Annotated in this window: 24 protein-coding genes; 6 read left to right on the top strand and 18 right to left on the bottom strand. The window is 70.3% G+C overall.

The window, feature by feature from the left end; translation table 11 throughout:
- The first annotated feature begins 73 nt into the window (after positions 1–73).
- Together ACLF3M_RS07655 and ACLF3M_RS07650 are read left to right on the top strand one after the other, a co-directional pair.
- On the top strand, positions 74–946 hold the full coding sequence (locus ACLF3M_RS07655; RefSeq protein ID WP_430656296.1) for a c-type heme family protein: 873 nt from the start codon (positions 74–76) through the stop codon (positions 944–946).
- Positions 947–968: 22 nt separating this feature from the next.
- Positions 969–2,327, top strand: coding sequence for a serine/threonine-protein kinase (locus ACLF3M_RS07650; RefSeq protein WP_430656295.1), 1,359 nt, complete (start codon positions 969–971; stop codon positions 2,325–2,327).
- An 84-nt stretch (positions 2,328–2,411) separates the two neighbouring features.
- Here ACLF3M_RS07650 and ACLF3M_RS07645 read toward each other — a convergent pair whose 3' ends face one another.
- Entirely contained in the window at positions 2,412–3,506 is a 1,095-nt protein-coding gene (locus tag ACLF3M_RS07645) for a threonine aldolase family protein (RefSeq protein WP_430656294.1), read from the bottom strand.
- A gap of 78 nt (positions 3,507–3,584) precedes the next feature.
- Here ACLF3M_RS07645 and ACLF3M_RS07640 point away from each other — a divergent pair, with 78 nt between their 5' ends.
- The gene (locus ACLF3M_RS07640) at positions 3,585–4,919 is read left to right on the top strand and encodes an MmgE/PrpD family protein (RefSeq protein WP_430656293.1); all 1,335 of its coding nucleotides are present in this window, start codon (positions 3,585–3,587) and stop codon (positions 4,917–4,919) included.
- Here the strand turns inward: ACLF3M_RS07640 and ACLF3M_RS07635 are convergent.
- Positions 4,916–5,587, bottom strand: coding sequence for a glutathione S-transferase family protein (locus tag ACLF3M_RS07635; RefSeq protein WP_430656292.1), 672 nt, complete (start codon positions 5,585–5,587; stop codon positions 4,916–4,918). The two genes, ACLF3M_RS07640 and ACLF3M_RS07635, sit on opposite strands and share 4 nt — an antisense overlap.
- A gap of 74 nt (positions 5,588–5,661) precedes the next feature.
- Between ACLF3M_RS07635 and ACLF3M_RS07630 the strand changes: the two genes are divergently transcribed.
- Together ACLF3M_RS07630 and ACLF3M_RS07625 are read left to right on the top strand one after the other, a co-directional pair.
- Positions 5,662–6,207, top strand: coding sequence for an amino acid synthesis family protein (locus tag ACLF3M_RS07630; RefSeq protein WP_430656290.1), 546 nt, complete (start codon positions 5,662–5,664; stop codon positions 6,205–6,207).
- Positions 6,208–6,328: 121 nt separating this feature from the next.
- Positions 6,329–6,637: a hypothetical protein gene (locus ACLF3M_RS07625; RefSeq protein ID WP_430656289.1), complete on the top strand. Its 309-nt coding sequence runs from the start codon at positions 6,329–6,331 to the stop codon at positions 6,635–6,637.
- Positions 6,638–6,643: 6 nt separating this feature from the next.
- Here ACLF3M_RS07625 and ACLF3M_RS07620 read toward each other — a convergent pair whose 3' ends face one another.
- The 15 genes from ACLF3M_RS07620 to secG form a co-directional block, all read right to left on the bottom strand.
- Complete coding sequence (locus tag ACLF3M_RS07620; RefSeq protein WP_430656287.1) at positions 6,644–7,114, bottom strand: type II toxin-antitoxin system RatA family toxin; 471 nt, start codon at positions 7,112–7,114, stop codon at positions 6,644–6,646.
- Positions 7,114–8,118 carry a lipoyl synthase gene (gene lipA, locus ACLF3M_RS07615; protein ID WP_430656285.1) on the bottom strand — a complete coding sequence of 335 codons (1,005 nt, stop codon included), beginning with the start codon at positions 8,116–8,118 and terminating at the stop codon, positions 7,114–7,116. Before lipA ends, ACLF3M_RS07620 begins: the two co-directional genes overlap by 1 nt.
- A 52-nt stretch (positions 8,119–8,170) precedes the next feature.
- Entirely contained in the window at positions 8,171–9,016 is an 846-nt protein-coding gene (locus ACLF3M_RS07610; protein WP_430656284.1) for a class I SAM-dependent methyltransferase, read from the bottom strand.
- The gene (gene lpdA, locus ACLF3M_RS07605; RefSeq protein WP_430656282.1) at positions 8,994–10,388 is read right to left on the bottom strand and encodes a dihydrolipoyl dehydrogenase; all 1,395 of its coding nucleotides are present in this window, start codon (positions 10,386–10,388) and stop codon (positions 8,994–8,996) included. Before lpdA ends, ACLF3M_RS07610 begins: the two co-directional genes overlap by 23 nt.
- A gap of 2 nt (positions 10,389–10,390) precedes the next feature.
- On the bottom strand, positions 10,391–10,879 hold the full coding sequence (locus ACLF3M_RS07600; protein WP_430656281.1) for an N-acetyltransferase family protein: 489 nt from the start codon (positions 10,877–10,879) through the stop codon (positions 10,391–10,393).
- A 140-nt stretch (positions 10,880–11,019) separates the two neighbouring features.
- Entirely contained in the window at positions 11,020–12,330 is a 1,311-nt protein-coding gene (locus ACLF3M_RS07595) for a pyruvate dehydrogenase complex dihydrolipoamide acetyltransferase (RefSeq protein ID WP_430656280.1), read from the bottom strand.
- Between the two features lie 14 nt (positions 12,331–12,344).
- The gene (locus tag ACLF3M_RS07590; RefSeq protein ID WP_430656279.1) at positions 12,345–13,733 is read right to left on the bottom strand and encodes a pyruvate dehydrogenase complex E1 component subunit beta; all 1,389 of its coding nucleotides are present in this window, start codon (positions 13,731–13,733) and stop codon (positions 12,345–12,347) included.
- 3 nt (positions 13,734–13,736) lie between these two features.
- Positions 13,737–14,753, bottom strand: coding sequence for a pyruvate dehydrogenase (acetyl-transferring) E1 component subunit alpha (gene pdhA / locus ACLF3M_RS07585; RefSeq protein WP_430656278.1), 1,017 nt, complete (start codon positions 14,751–14,753; stop codon positions 13,737–13,739).
- A gap of 347 nt (positions 14,754–15,100) precedes the next feature.
- A complete protein-coding gene (locus ACLF3M_RS07580; protein WP_430656277.1) occupies positions 15,101–15,460 on the bottom strand; it encodes an FtsB family cell division protein in 360 nt (119 codons plus the stop codon).
- A gap of 130 nt (positions 15,461–15,590) precedes the next feature.
- Positions 15,591–15,932, bottom strand: coding sequence for an STAS domain-containing protein (locus tag ACLF3M_RS07575; protein WP_430656275.1), 342 nt, complete (start codon positions 15,930–15,932; stop codon positions 15,591–15,593).
- A gap of 86 nt (positions 15,933–16,018) precedes the next feature.
- Complete coding sequence (gene eno / locus ACLF3M_RS07570) at positions 16,019–17,296, bottom strand: phosphopyruvate hydratase (protein WP_430656274.1); 1,278 nt, start codon at positions 17,294–17,296, stop codon at positions 16,019–16,021.
- A 70-nt stretch (positions 17,297–17,366) separates the two neighbouring features.
- Positions 17,367–17,672, bottom strand: a complete 306-nt coding sequence (locus ACLF3M_RS07565) for a hypothetical protein (protein WP_430656273.1) — start codon at positions 17,670–17,672, stop codon at positions 17,367–17,369.
- Between the two features lie 96 nt (positions 17,673–17,768).
- Positions 17,769–17,936, bottom strand: coding sequence for a hypothetical protein (locus ACLF3M_RS07560; protein WP_430656272.1), 168 nt, complete (start codon positions 17,934–17,936; stop codon positions 17,769–17,771).
- Between the two features lie 10 nt (positions 17,937–17,946).
- Positions 17,947–19,581, bottom strand: a complete 1,635-nt coding sequence (locus tag ACLF3M_RS07555) for a CTP synthase (protein WP_430656271.1) — start codon at positions 19,579–19,581, stop codon at positions 17,947–17,949.
- A gap of 91 nt (positions 19,582–19,672) precedes the next feature.
- Complete coding sequence (gene secG / locus ACLF3M_RS07550; RefSeq protein WP_430656270.1) at positions 19,673–19,999, bottom strand: preprotein translocase subunit SecG; 327 nt, start codon at positions 19,997–19,999, stop codon at positions 19,673–19,675.
- Between the two features lie 128 nt (positions 20,000–20,127).
- Between secG and ACLF3M_RS07545 the strand changes: the two genes are divergently transcribed.
- Entirely contained in the window at positions 20,128–20,427 is a 300-nt protein-coding gene (locus tag ACLF3M_RS07545; protein WP_430656268.1) for a DUF1330 domain-containing protein, read from the top strand.
- Positions 20,428–20,433: 6 nt separating this feature from the next.
- On the opposite strand, the gene tpiA is transcribed toward ACLF3M_RS07545, so the two are convergent.
- Positions 20,434–21,165 carry a triose-phosphate isomerase gene (gene tpiA, locus ACLF3M_RS07540; protein WP_430656455.1) on the bottom strand — a complete coding sequence of 244 codons (732 nt, stop codon included), beginning with the start codon at positions 21,163–21,165 and terminating at the stop codon, positions 20,434–20,436.
- Positions 21,166–21,224: the final 59 nt, after the last annotated feature.

Below are 21,224 nucleotides of genomic sequence, written 5' to 3'. Positions count from 1 at the left end.
ATTGGCGCCTGGCGTCGCTGCCTGGCGGGCCGGCCGCGGGCCGTCGGGAGCCTTGGGGGCGGAAGGAGCCGAGATGCGACTTTGGCTGAAGTTCAACCTGGTCATGATCATCGCCTTCACCGTGGGTCTCGCCGCCGCGGCCTGGTTCTCCCGCGGCATCGCCGAGGCGACGGCGCGCGCCCAGGTCCTGCATGAGGCGTCGCTGCTGATGCAGCAGGCCACCTCCGTTCGCGGCTACACCGCGGCCGAGATCGAGCCGCTGCTCGCCGAGCAGAGCGCGCAGCGCTTCCTGCCGCACACGGTGCCGTCCTGGGCGGCTCAGCAGGTTGTCCGCACGCTGCAGCGGAACTTCCCGGACTACGACTACAAGGAAGCGGCGCTGAACCCGACCAACCCCGCCGACCGGGCGACGGATTGGGAGGCCGACATCATCAGCTTCTTCCGGCGCGACACGGCCGCGCGCGAGCATATCGGGGAGAGGCAGACGCCGAACGGCCCGGTGCTGACCTTCTCCCGCCCTTTCCGTATCACCAACGAGGCCTGCCTGACCTGCCATTCGACGCCCGCGGCCGCGCCGGTACCGATGGTGGAACTCTATGGCCCGAACAACGGGTTCGGCTGGCACATGGGCGAGGTGATCGGGGCCCAGATCGTCTCGGTGCCGATGAGCCTGCCGCTGGGACGAGCGGCGCAGCAGCTCGAGGCGCTGCTGATCAGCCTCGGCGCCGTCTTCCTGGCGATGCTCGTCCTGATGAACGTGCTGCTGCATGTCGTCGTCATCAAGCCGATCCGCGGGATGACGGCCTCGGCCGAGAAGATCGCGGCCGGCGATTTCTCCGAGCCCGAATTCACCGCGGCGGGCCGCGACGAGATCGCCTCGCTCGCGCGGTCGTTCAACCTCATGCGGCGCAGCCTTGCCAATGCGATGAAGCTGCTGGACGCGTGAGCCCTTCAGGCACGGGATCGTCATGATGGCGCTGCCCGAACGGATCGGACGCTACGTCGTCGAGGCGCAGATCGGCGGCGGCGCGATGGGCGTGATCCTGCGCGCCCATGACCCCGACCTGGACCGGCGGCTCGCCATCAAGCTGATCGCGAAGGACCTGCTGCAGGGCGCCGACGGCGCGGAATACGTCGCGCGCTTCCAGCGGGAGGCGCGCGCCTCCTCCCGCTGCCCACATCCGAACATCGCAATGGTGCACGATTTCGGGCTGCATGACGGCCAGCCCTTCCTGGCCATGGAGTTCGTGGCGGGGAACAGCCTGGCCGCCGAGATCGCGGGCGGGCGGCGCTTCGGCCCGGCGGAAGCCGTGCACGTGATGGGCCAGGTGCTGGACGGGCTGTCGGCGGCGCATGCCGCGGGGATCGTGCACCGGGACATCAAGCCGTCGAACATCCTGCTGACGCCCGACCTCGTCGCGAAGATCGTGGATTTCGGCATCGCGCGGCTCGGCGGGTCGGAACTGACCCGTGTCGGCGACATGATCGGCACGCCGAGCTACATGTCGCCGGAGCAGTGCCTGGGCAACGAGGTCGATGGTCGCAGTGACCTCTTCTCGGCCGGCGCGGTGCTGTACGAGATGCTGTCGGGCCTCCGCGCCTTCGCCGGCGGCTCCATCGTGGAGGTGGTGCGCCGCGTCGTGGACGCCGAGCCGCCCCCGCTGCCGCCGGAACTGCTCCAGGGTTTCCCGGCTCTCGCCGCGGTGCTGCATCGCGCGCTCGCCAAGCGCGCCGAGACGCGCTTCCCATCCGCCGAGGCGATGGCCAGGGCGCTGCGCGCCTCCATTGCGCCGGCCGCGCCGGGACCGGCGGCGGATGCGACGACGGTGCAGGCATCGCCGCACGCGGCGGGCGGGCGGATCGACGACGGCGCGATCCGCGCGCTGGAGCGCCACCTCGCGGCCTATATCGGGCCGGTCGCGGGGGCGGTGTTGCGCGATGCGCTGCGCCAGGCGCGCTCGAGGGAGGAGTTGGTCGAACATGTCGCTTCCACCATCCAGTCCGCCACGGACCGCGCCCGCTTCCTGGCCGAGGTGACGCGCGGCGTCGCCGGCGTGGCGGCCGCAACCCCATCGCGGGCGGGTTCGCCGATGGATCCTGTGGTGGCCACCATGGCGACGCCGGCCGGGCCCCCGCCTCCCGTGGATGCGGCGGCGCTGGACGCCGTAAGGCGGGCGCTGCTGCCCTATATCGGTCCGCTGGCCGGCACGCTGGTCAAGCGCGCGGCCGCCGACGGCGCCAGCATCGACATCATCTGGCAGCGTCTCGCACGGCATATCGAGAAGGATGCTGAACGCGCGGCCTTCCTGGCCCGGGCGCCGCGCTAGCCCGCGATCGGCTTGAGCGCGCGCACCGCAGTTGGGCATGCCACGCCGTGAATCGCCGTGCGCAAGCACGGCGCGGCGCGGCCATCACCCCCTTGCGACGGCGGCGCGCAGCACCTGGAGCGCCTCCTCGATCATGCCGGAGGTGACGTCGAGATGCGTACAGGCGCGGATGCGACCGCCCAGCATGCTGAGCTGCACGCCTTCCATCCGCGCGCGGTTCACCAGTTCCATCGCACCGACGCCGGTGCCGGATGGATCGAAGAAGACGAGGTTGGTGTCGGGATCCTCGACCTTCATCCCCGGCATCTGCGCAAGGCCGCGCGCGAGCGCCTTCGCATTGGCGTGGTCCTCGGCGAGCCGGTCAATGTGGTGGTCGAGCGCATGAAGGCAGCCCGCCGCGCAGACACCGGCCTGGCGCATCGCGCCGCCGAGCCGCTGCTTCCAGCGCCAGGCCTCGTCGATGAAATCGGCGCTGCCGCAGAGCACCGCGCCGAGCGGCGCGCCGAGGCCCTTGGTGAAGTCGAGCCAGACGCTGTCGAAGCCGGCAGCCATCTCGGAAGCGGGGATGCCGGCGGCGACGCAGGCATTCATCAGCCGCGCGCCGTCCATATGGGTCGCCAGGCCGTGCTGCTTGGCGATGCCGGCGATCTCATCCAGGACGTGCTTCGGCCAGACCGCGCCGCCGCCGATGTTGGCGGTCTGCTCGACCTCCACCAGACGCTGGGTCGGCGTGTGGCGGGACTTGCCGCGGATATGGGCGCGGAGCTCGTCGGGGCCGTACATGCCACGCGCGCCCTTCAGCGGCAGGATCTGGAAGCCGCCGAGCGCGGCATGCGCGCCGCCCTCGCTGGTCAGGATATGCGCGGTCTCGTGCGCAATGATCTCCTCGCCGGGGCGGCAATGCGTCAGCGTCGCCGCGACGTTGCACATGGTGCCGGACGGCATGAAGACCGCGGCTTCCTTGCCCATCAGGGCCGCCATGCGGTCGCAGAGCGCATGCACCGTGGGATCGTCGCCATGCTGCTCGTCGCCGACCTCGGCGCGCATCATCGCGTCCTTCATCGCCGGGGTCGGGCGGGTCTGGGTGTCGGAATAGAGATTGATGCGCACGGGGGGCGCGCCGGCGGGCGGGCGGACGGGGGTGAAGCGCGTGGCGTGGGGCAGCTCGGTCGAGGCCAAGGTCGGACGTCTCCTGCGTGTGGCGCGCATTATGGCGGAATGGGCGGGCGCGGCCAGACGGTGGTAGTCTCGCTGGCTATGACCCCCTTGCAACGCCTGGCCGAGCACGCCGCGGGATGGCGCGACCGGCCGATCCCGCCGGATCTGGAACGGCACGCCAGGCGCGCGCTGGTGGACTGGTTCGCGGCGCTGCTGGCCGGCGCCGCGATGCCGCCGGCGAGCCTGATGGCGGCGGCGCTGGAGGAAGGCGCGCCGAAGGGGCGCGGGGCGGTCTGCTATGTCGATGGCCTGCGCGGGTCGGTGCGGCGCGCGGCGCTGCTCAACGCCACGGCGAGCCACGCGCCGGAATTCGATGACATCCACCGCGACAGCGGCTACCACCCGGGCTGCCCGACCATCCCGCCGGCGCTGGCGGCGGCGCAGGCGCGGGGTGCCGACATGGCGACGCTGCTGCGCGCGGTGATCGCGGGCTACGAGGTGGGATGCCGGATCGGCGTCGCGGTGCAGCCCAGCCACTACCGCTACTGGCACACCACGGGCACGGTCGGGACCTTCGGCGCGGCGGCGGCAGTCTCCGTGGTGCTGGGGTCGGATGCGGAACGGATCGCGCATGCGATCGCGACGGCGGCCACGATGGCAGGCGGGCTGCAGCAGGCCTTCCGGGGTGCGGGGATGAGCAAGCCGCTGCATGCCGGCCACGCGGCGGAAGCGGGCGCGCTGGCGGCGATCGCGGCGGCGTCGGGCGTGACGGGGGCGCTGGATGTGCTGGACGGGCCCGTGGGCTTCGCGGCCGCGACAAGCGAGGACCGCGGCAAGTGGGACAAGGCGCTGGCGGGGCTCGGCGAGGAGCACGCGATCGCGGCGATCACCGTCAAGAACCACGGCTGCTGCGGGCATATCTTCGCCGGGCTCGACGGGCTTTCGGCGCTGCGCACGGAGCACGGCTTCGGGCCCGGCGACGTCGAGGCGATCCATGTCGGGGGCTACGGGCCGACCAAGGAAATCTGCGATCGGGCGGTCGCGGAGACCGAGCAGGAGGCGCGCTTTTCCCTGCAATACTGCGCGGCGGCGCTGCTGGTGCTGGGCGGCGTGCGGATCGAGGCGTTCTCGCCGCAGAAGCTGCGTGATCCCGCGATCCGGGGGCTGATGGCGCGCGTGACGGTGTCGCTCGATCCCGCGCTGGCGGACGCCTATCCGCAGGTGCGGGCGGCCAACGTCACGGTGCGGCTGAAGGACGGGCGCGTGCTGGAGCGCCACCAGCCCACGCGGAAGGGCGATCCGGACATGCCGCTGACCGACGCCGAGTTGTCGGCGAAGTTCCGGGAGCTGGCCGTGCCGACGATAGGCGCCGAACGGGCGGAGAGGCTGCTCTGCGCGCTCTGGACAGGGCGCGACCTGCCGGAGGCGGTCTAACGCTTCGCCGCCAGCCCGTGACGTTCCCAGATCGGCGCGATCGCGGGACGGCGCGCGACGGCCTGGGCGAGCGCCTCGACGCGCGGCAGGTTGGCGGGCGTCCAGGCGCGGCCGCCCATCCAGCGCGACATCACGGCGACGGGGATGTCGGCCACCGAGAAGCGCGCGCCGAGCAGGAAGGGCGCGTCGCCGCTGCGCAGCCCCGCATGATCCTCGATCACGCGCAGCACGTCATGGCCGAGCGCCTCCGCACGCTCGCGGATCGCCGGCGCCGCGTCCTTCGGGCCGAAGCGGTCGGGATAGTCCCAGCGCGTGACATGCGGGTAGAACTCGGCCGCGAGCAGCGTCATCCAGCGCAGCGCGAGCGCGCGCTCCGTCGAACCTGCCGGCGGCAGCAGCGCCGCATCGGGATGGCGGTCGGCGATGGTCAGCAGGATCGCCAGGCTCTCGGTCATCACCGTGCCGTCGGGCAGGACCAGCGTGGGCAGCCGCCCCATCGGGTTGATGGCGAGATAGGCCGCGCGCAGCTGGTGGTCGCCTTCCAGCGGCACCTCGCGCAGGTCGACGGGCTGCCCGGCCTCGGCCAGCGCCATCTCGACCATGGCCGAGCCGGAGCCCCGGTCGCCGTAGAGGAGGTATCCCATGCCCGTCACCCTGCCCTGCCTCACGCGGGAATGCCCAACGCAATCCCTTGATGCCGCGGTTCAACGCGCGTGATGTGGGGGCGGAGGAGAACAGTCGCATGCATGTCCGCAAGATCCTCACCTGGCGCGAGGAGACCTTCGAGGAACTCGGCAGCCGGCCGGACCGGCCCGTTGTCAAGGCCGTCGGCATCGCCGTGATCCGCAACCCCTTCGCGGGCAAGCCGATGGCCGGCGACCTCACGGCCCTGTTCGAGGCCGGGGCGGCGCTCGGCGAACGGCTGATGCCGAAGCTGGTCGAGCTGCTGAACGGGCCCGCGGTGTCCTACGGCAAGGCCGCGCTGGTCGGCGTCGCCGGCGAGGTGGAGCATGGCGGGGCCTGCGTGCACCCGCGCCTCGGCAAGCCGATGCGGGCGGCCGTCGGCGGCGGGCAGGCGGTGATCGGTTCGGTGGTGAAGGTGGGCCATGCCGGCGCGACGCTCGACATCCCGCTCGGCCACAAGGACGATCCCTGGAGCTTTCCGCATTTCGACGCGGTGACAGTCAGCCTGGCGGATGCGCCGCGGCCCGACGAGATCCTGGTCGCGATGGCCATTGCCGATGCCGGACGGTTGCGCAACCGGTGCGGCGAGGCGCCGGCGCGGTAGACTTTCCAGGAACGGCAAGGCGTTGCAGCCGCGCCGCAGCGTGGCGGCAAATTGGCCAGATTGAAATTGCATACGATCGGGGCGTAGCACCTCTCCCACAAGCAACGAGGAGGGTAAGCGCATGAGCCGCATCGACACGACGACGCCGCAGCCGCAGGGACTGGCGGCGCTGACCGAAACCCCGTTCACCGCCAACCTGATGCTCGGCGAGATGGCCTCGCAGGTCACGCAGGAGATGATGGACTTCGCGCAGCGCCGGATGAAGGCGCAGGCGGAGTTCGTGGCGTCCCTGCCGCTCGGCGACATCAAGGGCCTGATGGAGGCGCAGTTCCGCTTCCTGGAACAGGCCTCCCGCGACTATGCCGAGGAGATCGGCCATGTCGCCGACGTCGTCAGGAAGGCCGGCGAGATCCGGGACGCGAGGCGGTAGGAGCCGTCAGGCCTCGCGCGGGGCCGGGGCCGCGGCGGGCGGCGTCCCGCGCCGGTAGAGCACATAGGCGCGGCGTTCGAAGGCGCGGACCATCAGGCGCACCGCCTCGTTGAACACCGTGCCGATCACGGCCTGCAGCAGGCGCGACTTGAATTCGAAGTCCACGAAGAAATCCACCTCGGTGCCGTTCGGCACCGGGTGGAAGCGCCAGTGGTTGTTCAGGTAGCGGAACGGGCCTGTGAGGTAGCGCACATGGACATGGTGCGGCCTTTCCAGCGTGACCTGGCTGCGGAAGGTCTCGCGGAACATCTTGAAGCCGATGGTGAGGTCGGCGACGAGCTCGGTGTCCGTGCGCGAGACGATCCGCGCTCCGACGCACCAGGGCAGGAACTCGGGGTAGCGGCGGACATCCGCCACCATGTCGAAGAGCTGGTCCTGGCTGTAGGGGAGGACCTTCTTCTCCGCGTGCGTCGGCATCAGGCGGCCCGGAGCTGCGCCTCGCGCGCGGCCCGCAGTTGTTCCTCCCGCGCGCTTCGCAGCGCGGCGAAGTCGCGGTCGGCATGGTAGGAGCTGCGCGTGAGCGGTGTCGCCGAGACCAGCAGGAACCCCTTGCCGCGCGCGGCCTTGGCATAGTCGGCGAACTCGTCCGGCGTGACGAAGCGCTCCACCGCGGCGTGCTTCACCGTTGGCTGGAGGTATTGGCCGATGGTCAGGAAGTCCACCTCCGCGCTGCGCAGGTCGTCCATGACCTGCAGCACCTCGATCCGTTCCTCGCCGAGCCCGACCATCAGGCCGGATTTCGTGAAGATGGAGGGATCGAGCTGCTTCACCCGGTCGAGCAACCGCAGCGAATGGTAGTAGCGCGCGCCGGGCCGGATGGTGGGGTAAAGGCCAGGCACGGTCTCCAGGTTGTGGTTGAAGACGTCGGGGCGGGCCGCGACGACGACCTCGAGCGCGCCGTCCTTGCGGAGGAAGTCCGGGGTGAGGATCTCGACCGTGGTCGCCGGCGCGGCGTCGCGGATGGCGCGGATCGTCTGCGCGAAGTGCTCGGCGCCGCCATCGGCCAGGTCGTCGCGGTCCACCGACGTCACCACGACATGCTGCAGGCCTAGCTTGGCCACGGCATCGGCGACGCGGCGGGGCTCGTCGGCGTCGAGCGCCTTCGGGATGCCGGTGGCGACGTTGCAGAAGCTGCAGGCGCGCGTGCAGGTATCGCCCATGATCATCATGGTGGCGTGGCGCTGCGACCAGCATTCCCCGATGTTCGGGCAGGCCGCTTCCTCGCAGACCGTGACCAGGCCGTTGGCGCGCATCAAGGCGTGCGTTTCGCGGTAGATCGGCGAGGTCGGCGCCTTGACCCGGATCCAGTCGGGCTTGCGCTGGATCGGGTTGTCCGGGCGGTTGGCCTTCTCGGGGTGCCGGTCGGCGCCGCGGAGCGGGCCCTCGGCCTTCCGGTGGTCGATTTGGACGCGCGTGGTCATCGGCCGGATATAGCGACGGTCCGGCGCGGCGACGAGGGCTTGCGACCGCGCATCAGGCCTTCACCGCGGCGAGGCTGAGGCCGAGGGGCAGCCAGGGCTGGTCGGGCCAGGTGAACAGGCCGTCCGGCCCCCGCACCAGGCCCGCGAAGGGTGCCCAGGGCAGGCGGGCATGTTCGTGCAGCCAATCGAGGCGCAGCCCCGCACGACGCAGCGCGCCGAGGATATCGGCCAGGGGGTGAAGGAACACCACGGTGGCGCTGTTCGTCAGCGGCCTGGCGGGATCCGCGTAGTCGATCGCGTCCTCGTAACGCACGGGCTCGCGGCCGAGATAGGGCACGAGCCAGCCCGGGAACCCCTCCGCCCTGCGCGCGCCGGAATCGTCGAAGACCAGGCAAAGGGGATGGATATCGGCGAAATAGAGCCGCCCGCCCGGACGCAAGGCGAAGGCGATGGCGCCAGCCCAGCGGTCGACGTCGGGCAGCCAGCCGATCGTGCCCCAGCTCGTGAAGACCAGGTCGAAGGCGCCGGCCTCCTCCGGGATCGCGCCCGGCGTGTCCAGCACGTCGGAGAGGACGAAGCGCGTGTTCGACAGGCGGCAGCGCGCCGCCAGGTCGCGAGCGCCCTGGACCGCGGCGGGGCTGAAATCCACGCCCAGGACCCGCGCGGCGCCGCGCTGCGCCAGGGCCACGCTGTCGTCGCCGATATGGCATTGCAGATGGAGGATGGAGAGGCCGGCGACATCGCCGATCTCGGCCTCCACGATGCCGTCCAGCCGCCCGCGCCCGGCGAGATGCGAGGACACGTCGTAGCCGGACGGGCCGAGATGGAGAGCGGTGCGCTCTTCCCAGTTCGCCCGGTTCAGCGCGCGCCAGTCCTCAGATGTGGATGACGCGGCCATACGCGTCCAGCACGGATTCGTGCATCGTCTCCGACACCGTGGGGTGCGGGAAGACCGTGTGCATCAGCTCGGCCTCGGTCGCTTCCATCGTGCGGGCGATGCCGTAGCCCTGGATCATCTCGGTGACCTCCGGGCCGACCATGTGGGCGCCGAGCAGCTCGCCGGTCCTGGCGTCGAAGACAGTCTTCACCAGGCCCTCGGGCTCGCCCATCGCGATGGCCTTGCCGTTGCCGATGAAGGGGAAGCGGCCGACCTTCACCTGGTGGCCGAGCTCCTTCGCCTTGGCTTCCGTCAGGCCGACGGAGGCGACCTGCGGGCGGCAATAGGTGCAGCCCGGGATGTTCAGGATGTCCATGGGGTGCGGGTGCTTCCCCGCGATGGCCTCGACGCAGATGATCGCCTCGTGCGAGGCCTTGTGGGCCAGCCAGGGCGGGCCGCAGAGGTCGCCTATGGCGTAGACCCCGGGCTCGCCGGTGTTGCCGAAGGGGTCGGTGACGACGTGGGTGCGGTCCACCTTCACCTTGGTGCCTTCCAGGCCGAGATCCTCGACATTGCCGACGATGCCGACGGCGGAGATCAGGCGGTCGGCGGTGATCTCCTGCACCTTGCCGCCGGCCTCGATCACGGCGGTGACGCTGTCGGCGTTCTTGCGCACGCCCTGCACGCGGGCGCCGGTCAGCATCTTCATGCCCTGCTTGGCGAAGGATTTGTGGACGAAGGCGGAGATCTCCTCGTCCTCCACCGGGAGGATGCGGTCCACGACTTCGACGAGCGTCACCTGCGCGCCCATGTTGAGAAAGAAGCTCGCGAACTCGGACCCGATCGCGCCGGATCCGACCACGATCAGCGACTTCGGCATGGAGGCCGGCACCATCGCCTCGCGGTAGGACCAGATGAGCTTGCCGTCGGGCTCCATGCCGGGGATGACGCGGGCGCGGGCGCCGGTGGCGAGGATGATGTGCTTGGCCGCGATGTCGGCGACGGGCTTGCCATCCTTCGTCACGGAGAGCTTGCCGGGGCCGGCGAGCTTGCCGTGGCCGTCGAAGACCGTGACCTTGTTCTTCTTCATGAGGTGCTTCACGCCGGCGGAAAGCTGGCCCGCGACGCCGCGGCTGCGCTTGATGACCTTGGCGAAGTCGTAGCGGATGTTGTCCACGGCGAAGCCGTACTGGTCGAGGCTGTGGAGCAGGTGGTTGATCTCGCTCGCGCGCAGCAACGCCTTCGTCGGGATGCAGCCCCAGTTCAGGCAGATGCCGCCGAGATTCTCGCGCTCCACCAGCGCGGTCTTCATGCCGAGCTGGCTCGCGCGGATCGCGGCCACGTAGCCGCCGGGGCCGCCGCCCACCACCACGATGTCGAAGGTCTCGGCCATGGTTATTGTCCTTGCCGTGCGGCGAGCGCCGAGAGCGCGTCGCCCGTGAGTTGCTGCAGCGTCCAGCCCTCGCGCGGCTTTGCGCCGAGGCTGCGGTAGAAGGCGATGGAGGGCGCGTTCCAGTCGAGGACGGACCACTCCATCCGCCCGCAGCCCTGCGCGATGGCGCGGGCGGCGAGGTGGGCGAAGATCGCCTTGCCGATCCCCCTGCCCCTGATGTCGGGGTTCACGAAGACGTCCTCGATGTAGAGGGAGGGGCGGCCGAGGAAGGTCGAGAAGGAATAGTACCAGACGGCGAAGCCGACGGGGGTTCCGTCCCAGCGCGCGATCAGCGCTTCGGCGCGGCGGGGTTCGGAGAAGAGGAACTTCGCGAGCGTGTCTTCGTCCGCGCGGACTTCGTGGGAGAGGCGCTCGTAGTCGGCGAGCGCGCGGATGAAGCGGAGGACGAGAGGGAGGTCGGCGGGGGTGGCGTCGCGGATAGCGAGGGTCATGGCGCACTGGCCCCCTCCCCACCCCTCCCCCGCAACAGCGGGGGAGGGAGAAGGCCAAGCGGGGGAGGCGAGGAGCCCTCCCCCGCTGTTGCGGGGGAGGGTTGGGAGGGGGCCACTTCCGACGCCTTCGTGACGCGCGCCTACAGCATCAGGCTCAGCGGATTCTCCATCACCCGCTTGAACTCGGCGATCCACTCCGCCGCTAGCGCGCCGTCCACGATGCGGTGGTCCACGCTCAGCGTGCAGGTCATCACCGTCGCGACCGCGAGCGCCCCGTCCTTCACCACCGGGCGCTGCTCGCCCGCCGACACCGCCAGGATGCCGGCCTGCGGCGGGTTGATGATCGCGCTGAAGTCGCGCACGCCGTACATCCCCATGTTGGAGATGCTGAAGCCGCCGCCCTGGAACTCCTCGGGCTTCAGCTTGCCGGACTTGGCGCGCGCGCCGAGGTCCTTCATCTCCGTGCTGATGGCGGCCAGGCCCTTCTGGTCGGCCTTGCGGATGATCGGCGTGATCAGCCCGTCGGGGATGCTGACGGCAACCGAGATGTCCACGTCGTCGTAGAGCACCGTCGCATCGTCGGTCCAGGACGCGTTGACCTTTGGGATCCGCCGCAGAGTCACCGCAGCGGCCTTGATCACCATGTCGTTGACCGAGAGCTTGAAGGCGCCCGGCCCGTCCTTCGGCGAGGTCGCGTTGAGCTGCCCCCGCAGCTTCAGCAGCGCATCCAGCTCGATGTCCATCGAGACGTAGAAATGCGGGATGTTCTGCTTGGACTCCGACAGCCGCCGCGCGATGACCTTGCGCATCGAGCTGTGCGGGACGAGCTGGTGCGGCCCGAGCCCGGCCAGGTTGACCGGCGCAGGAGCGGGCTTCGCCGCGGGCGCGGCAGCGGGCGCCGGCGCGGCGGCCGACGCGGGCTTCGCAGCCGGGCCCTTGGCCAGGGCCGCCTCGATGTCCGCCTTCACGATGCGGCCGTTCGGGCCGGAGCCCGACAGGCTGCCGAGATCGATCCCGGCCTGCTGCGCCATGCGCTTCGCGAGCGGCGAGGCGATGGTGCGGCCGCCCGAAGCCGGCGCGGCCTGGCCGTTGGCCTGCGACGCAACGGATGGCGTGGTGGCCGGCGCAGGCGTGGCCGGCGCGGGCTCGGTCTTCGGCGTCGCGGCGGCCGGTGCGGGCTTTGCCGCGGGTGCCGCATCCGCGCTCTCGCCGGGCTCGACGAGCACGGCGATGACGTCGTTGACCTTCACGCTCGCCGTGCCGTCGGGAACGACGATCTTGCCGAGGATGCCCTCGTCCACGGCCTCCACTTCCATCGTCGCCTTGTCGGTCTCGATCTCGGCGATGATGTCGCCCGCCTTGACCGGCTCGCCTTCCTTCTTGAGCCAGCGCGCGAGCGTGCCCTCCGTCATGGTGGGCGAGAGCGCGGGCATCAGGATGTTCGTGGCCATCGTTCCGCGCCCTCTTACTTGTAGGTGACTTTGCGCACCGCCGCGACGACCTGCTCGAGCCGCGGCAGCGCCAGCTTCTCGAGGTTCGCCGCATAGGGCATCGGCACGTCCTCGCCACAGACCCGGACAGGGGGCGCGTCGAGGTCGTCGAAGCAGTTCTCCAGCACCTGCATCGCAATCTCCGACCCGATGCCGGCGAAGGGCCAGCCTTCCTCCACCGTGACGATGCGGTTGGTCTTCCTCACGCTGCGCGCGATGGTGCCGATGTCCATCGGGCGGATGGTGCGGAGGTTGATGACCTCCGCGCTGATGCCCTGCGCCGCCAGCGCCTCGGCCGCCTGCATGCAGAGGCCGACGGTAATGGAGAAGCTCACCAGCGTGACGTCGGTGCCCTCGCGCTCCACCTTCGCCTGGCCGATCGGCAGGACGAAGTCGTCCGCCGTCGGGCATTCGAAGGTCTGGCCGTAGAGGATCTCGTTCTCGAGGAAGATGACGGGGTTGGGGTCGCGGATCGCGGCCCGCAGCAGCCCCTTCGCATCCGCCGCCGACCAGGGCGCGATCACCTTCAGCCCCGGTACATGCGCGTACCACGAGGCGTATTCCTGGCTGTGCTGCGCCGCGACGCGCGCCGCGGCGCCGTTCGGGCCGCGGAAGGTGATGTTGCAGCCGAGCTGCCCGCCCGACATGTAGAGCGTCTTGGCCGCCGAGTTGATGATGTGGTCGATCGCCTGCATCGAGAAGTTGAAGGTCATGAACTCCACGATGGGCTTCAGGCCCGTCATCGCCGCGCCGACCGCCATGCCGGTGAAGCCGTGCTCGGTGATCGGGGTGTCGATGATGCGCTTCGGGCCGAACTCGTCCAGCAGGCCCTGGCTGATCTTGTAGGCGCCCTGGTACTGCGCGACTTCCTCGCCCATCAGGAAGACGTCCTTGTCGGCACGCATCTCGAGCGCCATCGCGTCGCGCAGCGCCTCGCGCACCGTGATCGGCTTGGTCGGACCCCAATCCTTCTCGGGGGCGGGGGCGGCGGGGATGGTGGCCGCACCTTCCTTCTTCGCCGCGCCCGTGGCGGCGACTGCGGCGTGGTCCTCTGCCTTGGGCAGCGGGGCCGCGACCTCGCGCTGCGCCGGGGCCTTGTCGGCCGGGGCCGGCGCGGCAGCGCCGCCACCGCCGTTCAGCTCGGCGATCGGGGTGTTGACGGCGACGGCGTCCGTGCCCTCGGGCACCAGGATCGAGGTCAGCGTGCCCTCGTCCACTGCCTCGACCTCCATCGTCGCCTTGTCGGTCTCGATCTCGGCGATGACGTCGCCGGCCTTGATGGCGTCGCCTTCCTTCTTCAGCCAGCGGGCAAGCTTGCCCTCCGTCATCGTCGGCGACAGCGCGGGCATCAGGATCTGCGTCATGGCTCAGCGCGCCTCGATCAGGATGTCGGTGTAGAGCTCGCTCTCATCCGGCTCGGGCGAGGTCTGGGCGAAGTCGGCGGCCTCCTGCACGATCGCCTTCACCTCGTCGTCGATCACCTTCAGCTCGGCCTCGGTGACGCCGTGGCTCTCGCCGAGCTGCCTACGCGCGGTCTCGATGCAGTCGTTCTGCTCGCGCATCTTCTGCACTTCCTCGCGCGTGCGGTACTTCGCGGGGTCGGACATGGAATGGCCGCGGTAGCGGTAGGTCTTCATCTCCAGGAGGTACGGCCCGTTGCCGGCGCGGCAGTGCGCGACGGCGCGCTCGCCGGCTTCCTTCACGGCGGCGACGTCCATGCCGTTCACCTGCTCGCCCGGGATGCCCCAGGGCGCACCGTTCTTCGACAGGTCCTTCGACGCCGAGGCCCGGTCCACCGAGGTGCCCATGCCGTACTTGTTGTTCTCGATGACGAAGACGACGGGAAGCTTCATCAGTGCTGCCAGGTTGAAGCTCTCATAGACCTGGCCCTGGTTGGACGCGCCCTCGCCGAAATAGGTGACGGAGACGTTGTCGTTGCCGCGGTACCAGTCGGCGAAGCCGAGGCCCGTGCCGAGCGCGACCTGGGCGCCGACGATGCCATGGCCGCCGTAGAAGCCTTTCTCGCGGCTGAACATGTGCATCGAGCCGCCCTTGCCCTTGGAATAGCCGCCGATGCGCCCCGTCAGTTCCGCCATCACGCCGCGCGCCTCCATGCCGGTCGCCAGCATGTGGCCGTGGTCGCGGTAGGAGGTGATGACCTGGTCGCCGGGCTTGAGGCACATCTGCAGGCCCACGACAACGGCTTCCTGGCCGATGTAGAGGTGGCAGAAGCCGCCGATGAGGCCCATGCCGTAGAGCTGCCCGGCCTTCTCCTCGAAGCGACGGATCAGCAGCATGTCGCGATAGGCGCGGAGCAGTTGCTCGCGGGTCAAGCCGGGGGCGGAGCCCTTCCCACGGGGCTTCCTGGGGGCGGCGTCTGCCATGCCGGGTTTCCTTCCTTGGCGAGCTTAGCAAGTGGCATCTACGCAAAGGCGGCGGTCGATGCAAGCGGACCAGCCGACGGAATTATCCTTATGTTGCAACGCAATAGCAGACTTAACCGAATCATGGTTAAGCGCCGCAACCGGTTGCACGGGAGCGCCGACCGTCCGTGCGCGTGGCAGGCCAGGCCTGCGGGAGGGGCGGGACCGATGGCCGGGGAGGATCGCGCAGGACATCGTGGAACGGCTCCGCCGCTGGACGCAACGGGCGTGACGCAACCGCGCCGAACACGAAAACGGCCTGCCCCCGATGGGGACAGGCCGCGCCAGGCGCTGTCAGGCCAGGCCGGTCAGAACAGCCGGCGCTCCGGGCCGTAGGGGATCACGATCTCGTCCTTGCCGACCATGTTCAGGAGCTGCCGCGCGCGTTCGTCCAGCTGGTCGCGGTCCAGCCGGTCGCCGCGCAGGCCCTGCACGCGTCGTTCCATCGCGGCGAGGTCGGACTGCGCGCGATCGCGCTCCACCGTCGCCACGGCGATCTGATGCTCCCGCACCGCGCGCGCGTTCAGCCCGCGCTCGCCATGGACGGCATGCCACACGAAATAGCCGCAGCACGCCAGGAACAGCACCGGCAGCACGGCCGCACGCAGACGTCGCCCGATCCAGGCGAGAACGCCGCCGTGCTCGATCTCCTCGTCATTCCCCAGCACGTCGAGCCCCCCAGCCCGATGCGACGCGGCAGCCCCTCCTGCGCGGCGCGGAGGGGAAGGAATCAGGATGCGCGTCTACTGTCCAGCGGAAAGCAACGCGGCGGCGAATATTGATGACGCGCGGCCCTGTTCAGCCGCCGGAAAAGGCCGCCAGCGCCTGGTCCTGCGTGGCATGGATGCGCAGGAGGCTGTCGAAGCCGGCGGTCTCCAGGACCTGCGCGACCATGGGCTGGGCGTCGCTGACCTTCAGCTCCCCGCCATGCGACTGCAGCAGCCGCGACAGCCGCAGCACGATGCGCAGACCGGCGGAGCTGACGTAGTCGAGCCCGGAGAGGTTCAGCAGCACGCGCTTCGCATCGCCCGTGCCGATCGCCGCGATGCGGTCGCCGACGTCGCCGACGGTGTGGGAATCGAGACGCCCGGACAGTCCCACCACGAGGACGTCCTGGACCGTCTGGGTCGAGATCTGCATCGGGCGGGCTCCGGGGGGCCTGGCCGCGGCACGCGGCCATGGGGGGAGCCTAGTGAGAGCCTGCCCCGCCCGTCAAACCGCAACGGTCAGCGGCGGACCGCCGTCCGCCCGCCATAGCGCGCCGCCGGGCCAAGCTCCTGCTCGATGCGGATGAGCCGGTTGTACTTGGCCGTCCGGTCCGATCGCGACAGCGAGCCCGTCTTGATCTGCCCGCAATTCGTGGCGACGGCGAGGTCGGCGATGGTCGCGTCCTCGGTCTCGCCGGAGCGGTGCGACATCACGGCGCGGTACCCGGCGCGCTGGGCGGTCTCGACCGCCTCCAGCGTCTCGGTCAGCGAGCCGATCTGGTTCACCTTCACCAGGATGGCGTTGCCGTAGCCGCCCTCGATGCCGCGCCGCAGGCGCTCGGTGTTGGTGACGAAAAGGTCGTCGCCCACCAGGTTGCACGTCGCGCCGAGCTTCTCCGTCAGCAGCTTCCATCCCGCCCAGTCATCCTCGGCCATGCCGTCCTCGATGGAGACGATCGGCCACTTCGCGACGAGCGCGGCGAGGTAGTCCACCATGCCTGCGGAATCCAGCGTCTTGCCCTCGCCTTCCAGCCTGTAGACGCCGTCGTGGAAGAACTCGGTGGAGGCGCAGTCGAGCGCGAGGACGATGTCCTCGCCCATGCGATGCCCGGCCTTCTCGCAGGCCTTGGCGATGAAGCCGAGCGCCTCGTCCGCCGATCCGATGTTCGGCGCGAAGCCGCCCTCGTCGCCGACATTGGTGTTGTGGCCGGCGTCGTGCAGCGCCTTCTTGAGCTGCGCGAAGACCTCCGAGCCGATGCGAACGGCGTCCGCGACCGTGCCGGCGGCGACCGGCATGATCATGAATTCCTGGATGTCGATCGGGTTGTCCGCGTGCTTGCCGCCATTGATGATGTTCATCATCGGCACCGGCAGGGTGCGGGCGAAGACGCCACCGACATAGCGATAGAGCGGCTGGCCGAGCTCGGCCGCGGCGGCCTTTGCCGTCGCCAGGCTGACCGCGAGGATCGCGTTGGCGCCGAGGCGCGACTTGTTCGGCGTGCCGTCGAGCTCGATCATCGTCTCGTCGATCCTGACCTGCTCGGTCGGGTCCATGCCGCCGATCGCGTCGAAGATCTCGCCCTCGACATTGGCGCAGGCCTTCAGCACGCCCTTGCCGCCATAGCGCGCCTTGTCGCCGTCGCGCAGCTCCACGGCCTCATGCGCGCCGGTGGAGGCGCCGGAGGGAACGATGGCGTGTCCGCGGACGCCGGTGTCGAGCACGACCTCGGCCTCCACCGTCGGGTTGCCCCGGCTGTCGAGGACCTCGCGGGCGATGATGTCGGCTATGGCGGCCATCGGGGGCTCTCCGGCGGTTGCGTGGCAGGGCGATTAACCCTGCCCCGCCGGGCCGGCAAGAGAGGCGAGGTCAGAGCGCCTTGCGCGTGTCCCAGACCGCGACGGTGCCGCGCATCCGGGGCCGGCCCTGGTCGTCGCAGGGTTCCACCCGGCTGCGGTGGACGGCGGTGGCGCGTGTCAGCGTGGCGTCGCGCGCGCGGCCGGAGCCCGCGAACTTGATGTCGAGCGACCCGTCGGGATGCACGTGCAGCACCCTACCCCAGTCGCCTGCGAAGGCGGTGATCAGCGGCCCGTCCTCGTCCCGGCAGAGCCGGACGAGGTCGCCGACCTCGTAGTGGTAGATCTCGACGCCGCCATGGCCGGACATGATGCGCATGCTCGCTGGCTAGCGCGGGAATGTTCCGGAAGGGTGAACGCGGCGTCGCGCGACGCCCTGGACGTTGTCGGCCCCGGACCGCGAAGCGGGCCGGACTTAGCCCTTCCTGGACAGGCCCCCGCCGGCCAGCAGCGTGATGACAAGCCCGGCCATCAGCCCGAAGGTCACCCCGATCGAGCCGAAGAAGTAGCCGGCGACCAGCACCAGCACGACCGTCGCGGCCATGCCGTAGCCGAAGCGGCGGAAGCGGGCCTTCTCGTCCATCGCGTCCTCCTCAGACCAGCCGGGCCTGGCGGACCGCGGCGCCGATGAAGCCCCTGAACAGCGGGTGCGGCTCGAAGGGCTTGGACTTCAGCTCGGGGTGGAACTGCACGCCGATGAACCAGGGGTGGTCCGGGCGCTCCACGATCTCCGGCAGGGTGCCGTCGGGCGACATGCCGGAGAAGCGCAGGCCGACCTCCTCCAGCCGGTCCTTGTAGTTGACGTTCACCTCGTAGCGGTGGCGGTGGCGTTCGCGGATCTCGGCCGCGCCGTCATACACCTCCCGCACCAGGCTGTCGGCTGCGAGGCTCGCGGCATAGGCGCCGAGCCGCATCGTGCCGCCGAGGTCGCCGCCGGCGGCGCGCCGCTCCACCTCGTTGCCGCGGGTCCATTCGGTGAGAAGGCCGACGACCGGCTCGGCGCAGGGGCCGAACTCGGTGGACGACGCGCCCTTGAGCCCCGCCTGATTCCGCGCGGCCTCGATCACCGCCATCTGCATGCCGAAGCAGATCCCGAAGAACGGCACCTTGCGCTCGCGCGCGAAGCGCACCGCCTCGATCTTGCCCTCGGTGCCGCGTTCCCCGAAGCCGCCGGGGACGAGGATGCCGTTGACCTTCTCGAGCCTCGCGACCGCAGCCTCGTCGTCCTCGAAGATCTGGCTGTCCACCCAGTCCAGCCGGACCTTCACGTTGTGCGCGATGCCGCCATGGGTCAGCGCCTCGGCCAGCGATTTGTAGGCGTCGAGGAGATTGGTGTACTTGCCGACGACGGCGATGGTGACCTCGCCCTCGGGATGGCGGATGCCCTGCACGATGGCCTGCCAGCGCTTCATCTCGGGCGCGCCGTAGAAGGACAGGTTGAAGTGCCGCAGCACTTCGCGGTCCAGCCCTTCCTCGTGGTAGCTGATCGGCACGGCGTAGATGCTGTCCGCGTCGTAGGCCGGGATCACGCTCTCCGGGCGCACGTTGCAGAACAGCGCGATCTTGCGCCGCTCATTCTCGGGGATCGGGCGGTCGCAGCGGCAGAGCAGGATCTGCGGCTGGATGCCGACCGACAGCAGCTCCTTTACGCTGTGCTGCGTCGGCTTGGTCTTCAGCTCCCCCGCCGAGGGGATCCAGGGCACGAGCGTGAGGTGGACGAAGAGGCTGCGCGTCGGCCCGAGCTCGTTGGCGAGCTGTCGGATGGCTTCCAGGAAGGGCAGCGATTCGATATCGCCGACTGTGCCGCCGACCTCGACCAGGACGAAGTCGTAGCCCTCGGTCTCGGCCTGGATGACGTCCTTGATCTTGTCGGTGATGTGCGGGATCACCTGCACGGTCCCGCCGAGATAGTCGCCGCGGCGTTCCTTCGCGATCACCTCGGAATAGATGCGCCCGGTCGTCCAGTTGTCGGCCTTGGCAGCGGCGACGCCGGTGAAGCGCTCGTAATGGCCGAGGTCGAGGTCGGTCTCGGCCCCGTCGTCGGTCACGTAGACCTCGCCGTGCTGATAGGGCGACATCGTGCCGGGATCGACGTTGAGATAGGGGTCGAGCTTGCGCAGGCGGACCTTGTAGCCGCGCGCCTGCAGGAGCGCCCCGAGGGAGGCCGCCGCGATACCCTTGCCGAGCGAGGAGACCACGCCGCCGGTGATGAATACGAACCGCGTCATGGGCGTCCGTCTTAGCGTGCCGCCGGAGTCGCGGATACCCGTCTGTTGCATTGGCCCCGCGCGTACGGCGCGGGGCGGGACGCCACGGCGCTCAGTTCGTCGGCACGGTCGGCAGCGACGGCAGGGCCGGAGCCGGGGCCGTCGGCGCGGCCGGTCCGCCCGGCCCGTCCAGGATGGAGCCGCGCGGCGCCTGGCCCCTGCCGAGGATGGCGAGCGCAAGCGCCAGCACCATGAAGGCGGTGCCGAGGACGGCCGTGGTCCGCGTCAGCAGGTTCGCCGTGCCTCGCCCCGTCATGAAGGAGCCCATTCCCTGGGAGCTGCCGACGCCGAGACCGCCGCCCTCGCTGCGCTGGACGAGGATCACGCCGATCAGCGCGAGGGTGACGAGCAGGAAAAGGACGAGGAGAACCGTGTTCATGGCGGCCGCTATCTAGCGGCTTCGCGGCGGGAAGGCCAGCGGCGGGGCGATTTAACCTTGTTCCGGGGGCAGTCCTGGCGCGAGGCTGTCGCCCGGGCCCGCCGGGACGCCCGCCTGGGAGGACAATCATGCCGGCCTATCTGATCGTCGAGCACGCCATCACCGACCCCGCCGTCTTCGAGGAATACCGGGTCAAGGTCGGCCCGGTCATCGCGCAGTTCGGCGGGCGCTACCTCACGAAAGGCGGCAGCCACCGGGTCGTCGAAACCACGCATTGGCTGCCCGACCGGGTGGCGCTCATCGAGTTCCCGGACATGGCGGCGCTGGATGCGTGGTACGCGTCGCCGGAGTACCAGCCGCTGAAGGCGCTGCGCCTGGCTTCCGTGGACATGGCGAAGGACATCATCATCAAGGTGGACGGGGCGTAGGGCCGCCTACCCCGCCGCCTTGGCGATCGCCAGGAAGTCCGCGGGCACCAGGCTCGCGCCGCCCACCAGCCCGCCATCCACGTTCGGCAGCGCCAGGATCGCCTTCGCATTGCCCGGCTTCATCGAGCCGCCATAGAGGACGCGCATCCCCTGCCCCGCAGCGCCGAAACGCGCGGCGAGCCGCGCCCGGATCACCGCGTGGATCGCCGCGATGTCGGCCTCGGTCGGCGTCCGGCCGGTGCCGATGGCCCAGACCGGCTCATAGGCCACCACCCCTGCGAAGCCGTCGGGCAGGCTGCCCGCCAGCTGCCGCTCCACCACCGCCTCGGCCTGGCCGGCCAGGCGCTCGGCCTCGGTCTCGCCGACGCAGACGATGGGCGTCAGGCCCGCCACCGCGGCGGCCTCGGCCTTGGCGCGGATGGCGGCGTCGGTCTCGCCATGGTCGGCACGGCGCTCGGAATGGCCGAGGATGACGAAGGCGGCACCGGCGTCCTTCAGCATGGGCGCCGAGACGTCGCCGGTGTGCGCCCCCTTGGCCGCGGCGTGGCAATCCTGCGCCCCGACCGCGACCGGGCTGCCCGCCAGCAGCGCCGCGACGCCGGCCACATGCAGGAAGGCCGGGCAGACCAGGAGGTCGGCCTGCAGGCCGCCCGCCCCGTCCCGCACTGAACCGGCCAGGGCGGCGGCCTCGGCCAGGGTGCCGTGCATCTTCCAGTTGCCCGCGATCAGCGGCCTCACGCCCGGGGTCATGTCCTGCCTTCCTCCTTGCCCGTCCGGGCTACCAACAGCGGCCCGGG

It is taken from the genome of Falsiroseomonas sp. HW251, from assembly GCF_050563545.1.
GTDB lineage: Bacteria > Pseudomonadota > Alphaproteobacteria > Acetobacterales > Acetobacteraceae > Falsiroseomonas.
This window is presented reverse-complemented; position numbering and strand designations above follow the sequence as displayed.

What these genes read in the sequence shown, in the direction of transcription:
- ACLF3M_RS07655 (WP_430656296.1), top strand. Translation starts at nt 74, where the DNA reads ATGCGACTTTGGCTGAAGTTCAACCTGGTCATGATCATCGCCTTCACC.
- ACLF3M_RS07650 (WP_430656295.1), top strand. Translation starts at nt 969, where the DNA reads ATGATGGCGCTGCCCGAACGGATCGGACGCTACGTCGTCGAGGCGCAG.
- ACLF3M_RS07640 (WP_430656293.1), top strand. Translation starts at nt 3,585, where the DNA reads ATGACCCCCTTGCAACGCCTGGCCGAGCACGCCGCGGGATGGCGCGAC.
- ACLF3M_RS07630 (WP_430656290.1), top strand. Translation starts at nt 5,662, where the DNA reads ATGCATGTCCGCAAGATCCTCACCTGGCGCGAGGAGACCTTCGAGGAA.
- ACLF3M_RS07625 (WP_430656289.1), top strand. Translation starts at nt 6,329, where the DNA reads ATGAGCCGCATCGACACGACGACGCCGCAGCCGCAGGGACTGGCGGCG.
- ACLF3M_RS07620 (WP_430656287.1), bottom strand. Translation starts at nt 7,114, where the DNA reads ATGCCGACGCACGCGGAGAAGAAGGTCCTCCCCTACAGCCAGGACCAG.
- lipA (WP_430656285.1), bottom strand. Translation starts at nt 8,118, where the DNA reads ATGACCACGCGCGTCCAAATCGACCACCGGAAGGCCGAGGGCCCGCTC.
- ACLF3M_RS07610 (WP_430656284.1), bottom strand. Translation starts at nt 9,016, where the DNA reads ATGGCCGCGTCATCCACATCTGAGGACTGGCGCGCGCTGAACCGGGCG.
- lpdA (WP_430656282.1), bottom strand. Translation starts at nt 10,388, where the DNA reads ATGGCCGAGACCTTCGACATCGTGGTGGTGGGCGGCGGCCCCGGCGGC.
- ACLF3M_RS07600 (WP_430656281.1), bottom strand. Translation starts at nt 10,879, where the DNA reads ATGACCCTCGCTATCCGCGACGCCACCCCCGCCGACCTCCCTCTCGTC.
- ACLF3M_RS07595 (WP_430656280.1), bottom strand. Translation starts at nt 12,330, where the DNA reads ATGGCCACGAACATCCTGATGCCCGCGCTCTCGCCCACCATGACGGAG.
- ACLF3M_RS07590 (WP_430656279.1), bottom strand. Translation starts at nt 13,733, where the DNA reads ATGACGCAGATCCTGATGCCCGCGCTGTCGCCGACGATGACGGAGGGC.
- pdhA (WP_430656278.1), bottom strand. Translation starts at nt 14,753, where the DNA reads ATGGCAGACGCCGCCCCCAGGAAGCCCCGTGGGAAGGGCTCCGCCCCC.
- ACLF3M_RS07575 (WP_430656275.1), bottom strand. Translation starts at nt 15,932, where the DNA reads ATGCAGATCTCGACCCAGACGGTCCAGGACGTCCTCGTGGTGGGACTG.
- eno (WP_430656274.1), bottom strand. Translation starts at nt 17,296, where the DNA reads ATGGCCGCCATAGCCGACATCATCGCCCGCGAGGTCCTCGACAGCCGG.
- ACLF3M_RS07565 (WP_430656273.1), bottom strand. Translation starts at nt 17,672, where the DNA reads ATGCGCATCATGTCCGGCCATGGCGGCGTCGAGATCTACCACTACGAG.
- ACLF3M_RS07560 (WP_430656272.1), bottom strand. Translation starts at nt 17,936, where the DNA reads ATGGACGAGAAGGCCCGCTTCCGCCGCTTCGGCTACGGCATGGCCGCG.
- ACLF3M_RS07555 (WP_430656271.1), bottom strand. Translation starts at nt 19,581, where the DNA reads ATGACGCGGTTCGTATTCATCACCGGCGGCGTGGTCTCCTCGCTCGGC.
- secG (WP_430656270.1), bottom strand. Translation starts at nt 19,999, where the DNA reads ATGAACACGGTTCTCCTCGTCCTTTTCCTGCTCGTCACCCTCGCGCTG.
- ACLF3M_RS07545 (WP_430656268.1), top strand. Translation starts at nt 20,128, where the DNA reads ATGCCGGCCTATCTGATCGTCGAGCACGCCATCACCGACCCCGCCGTC.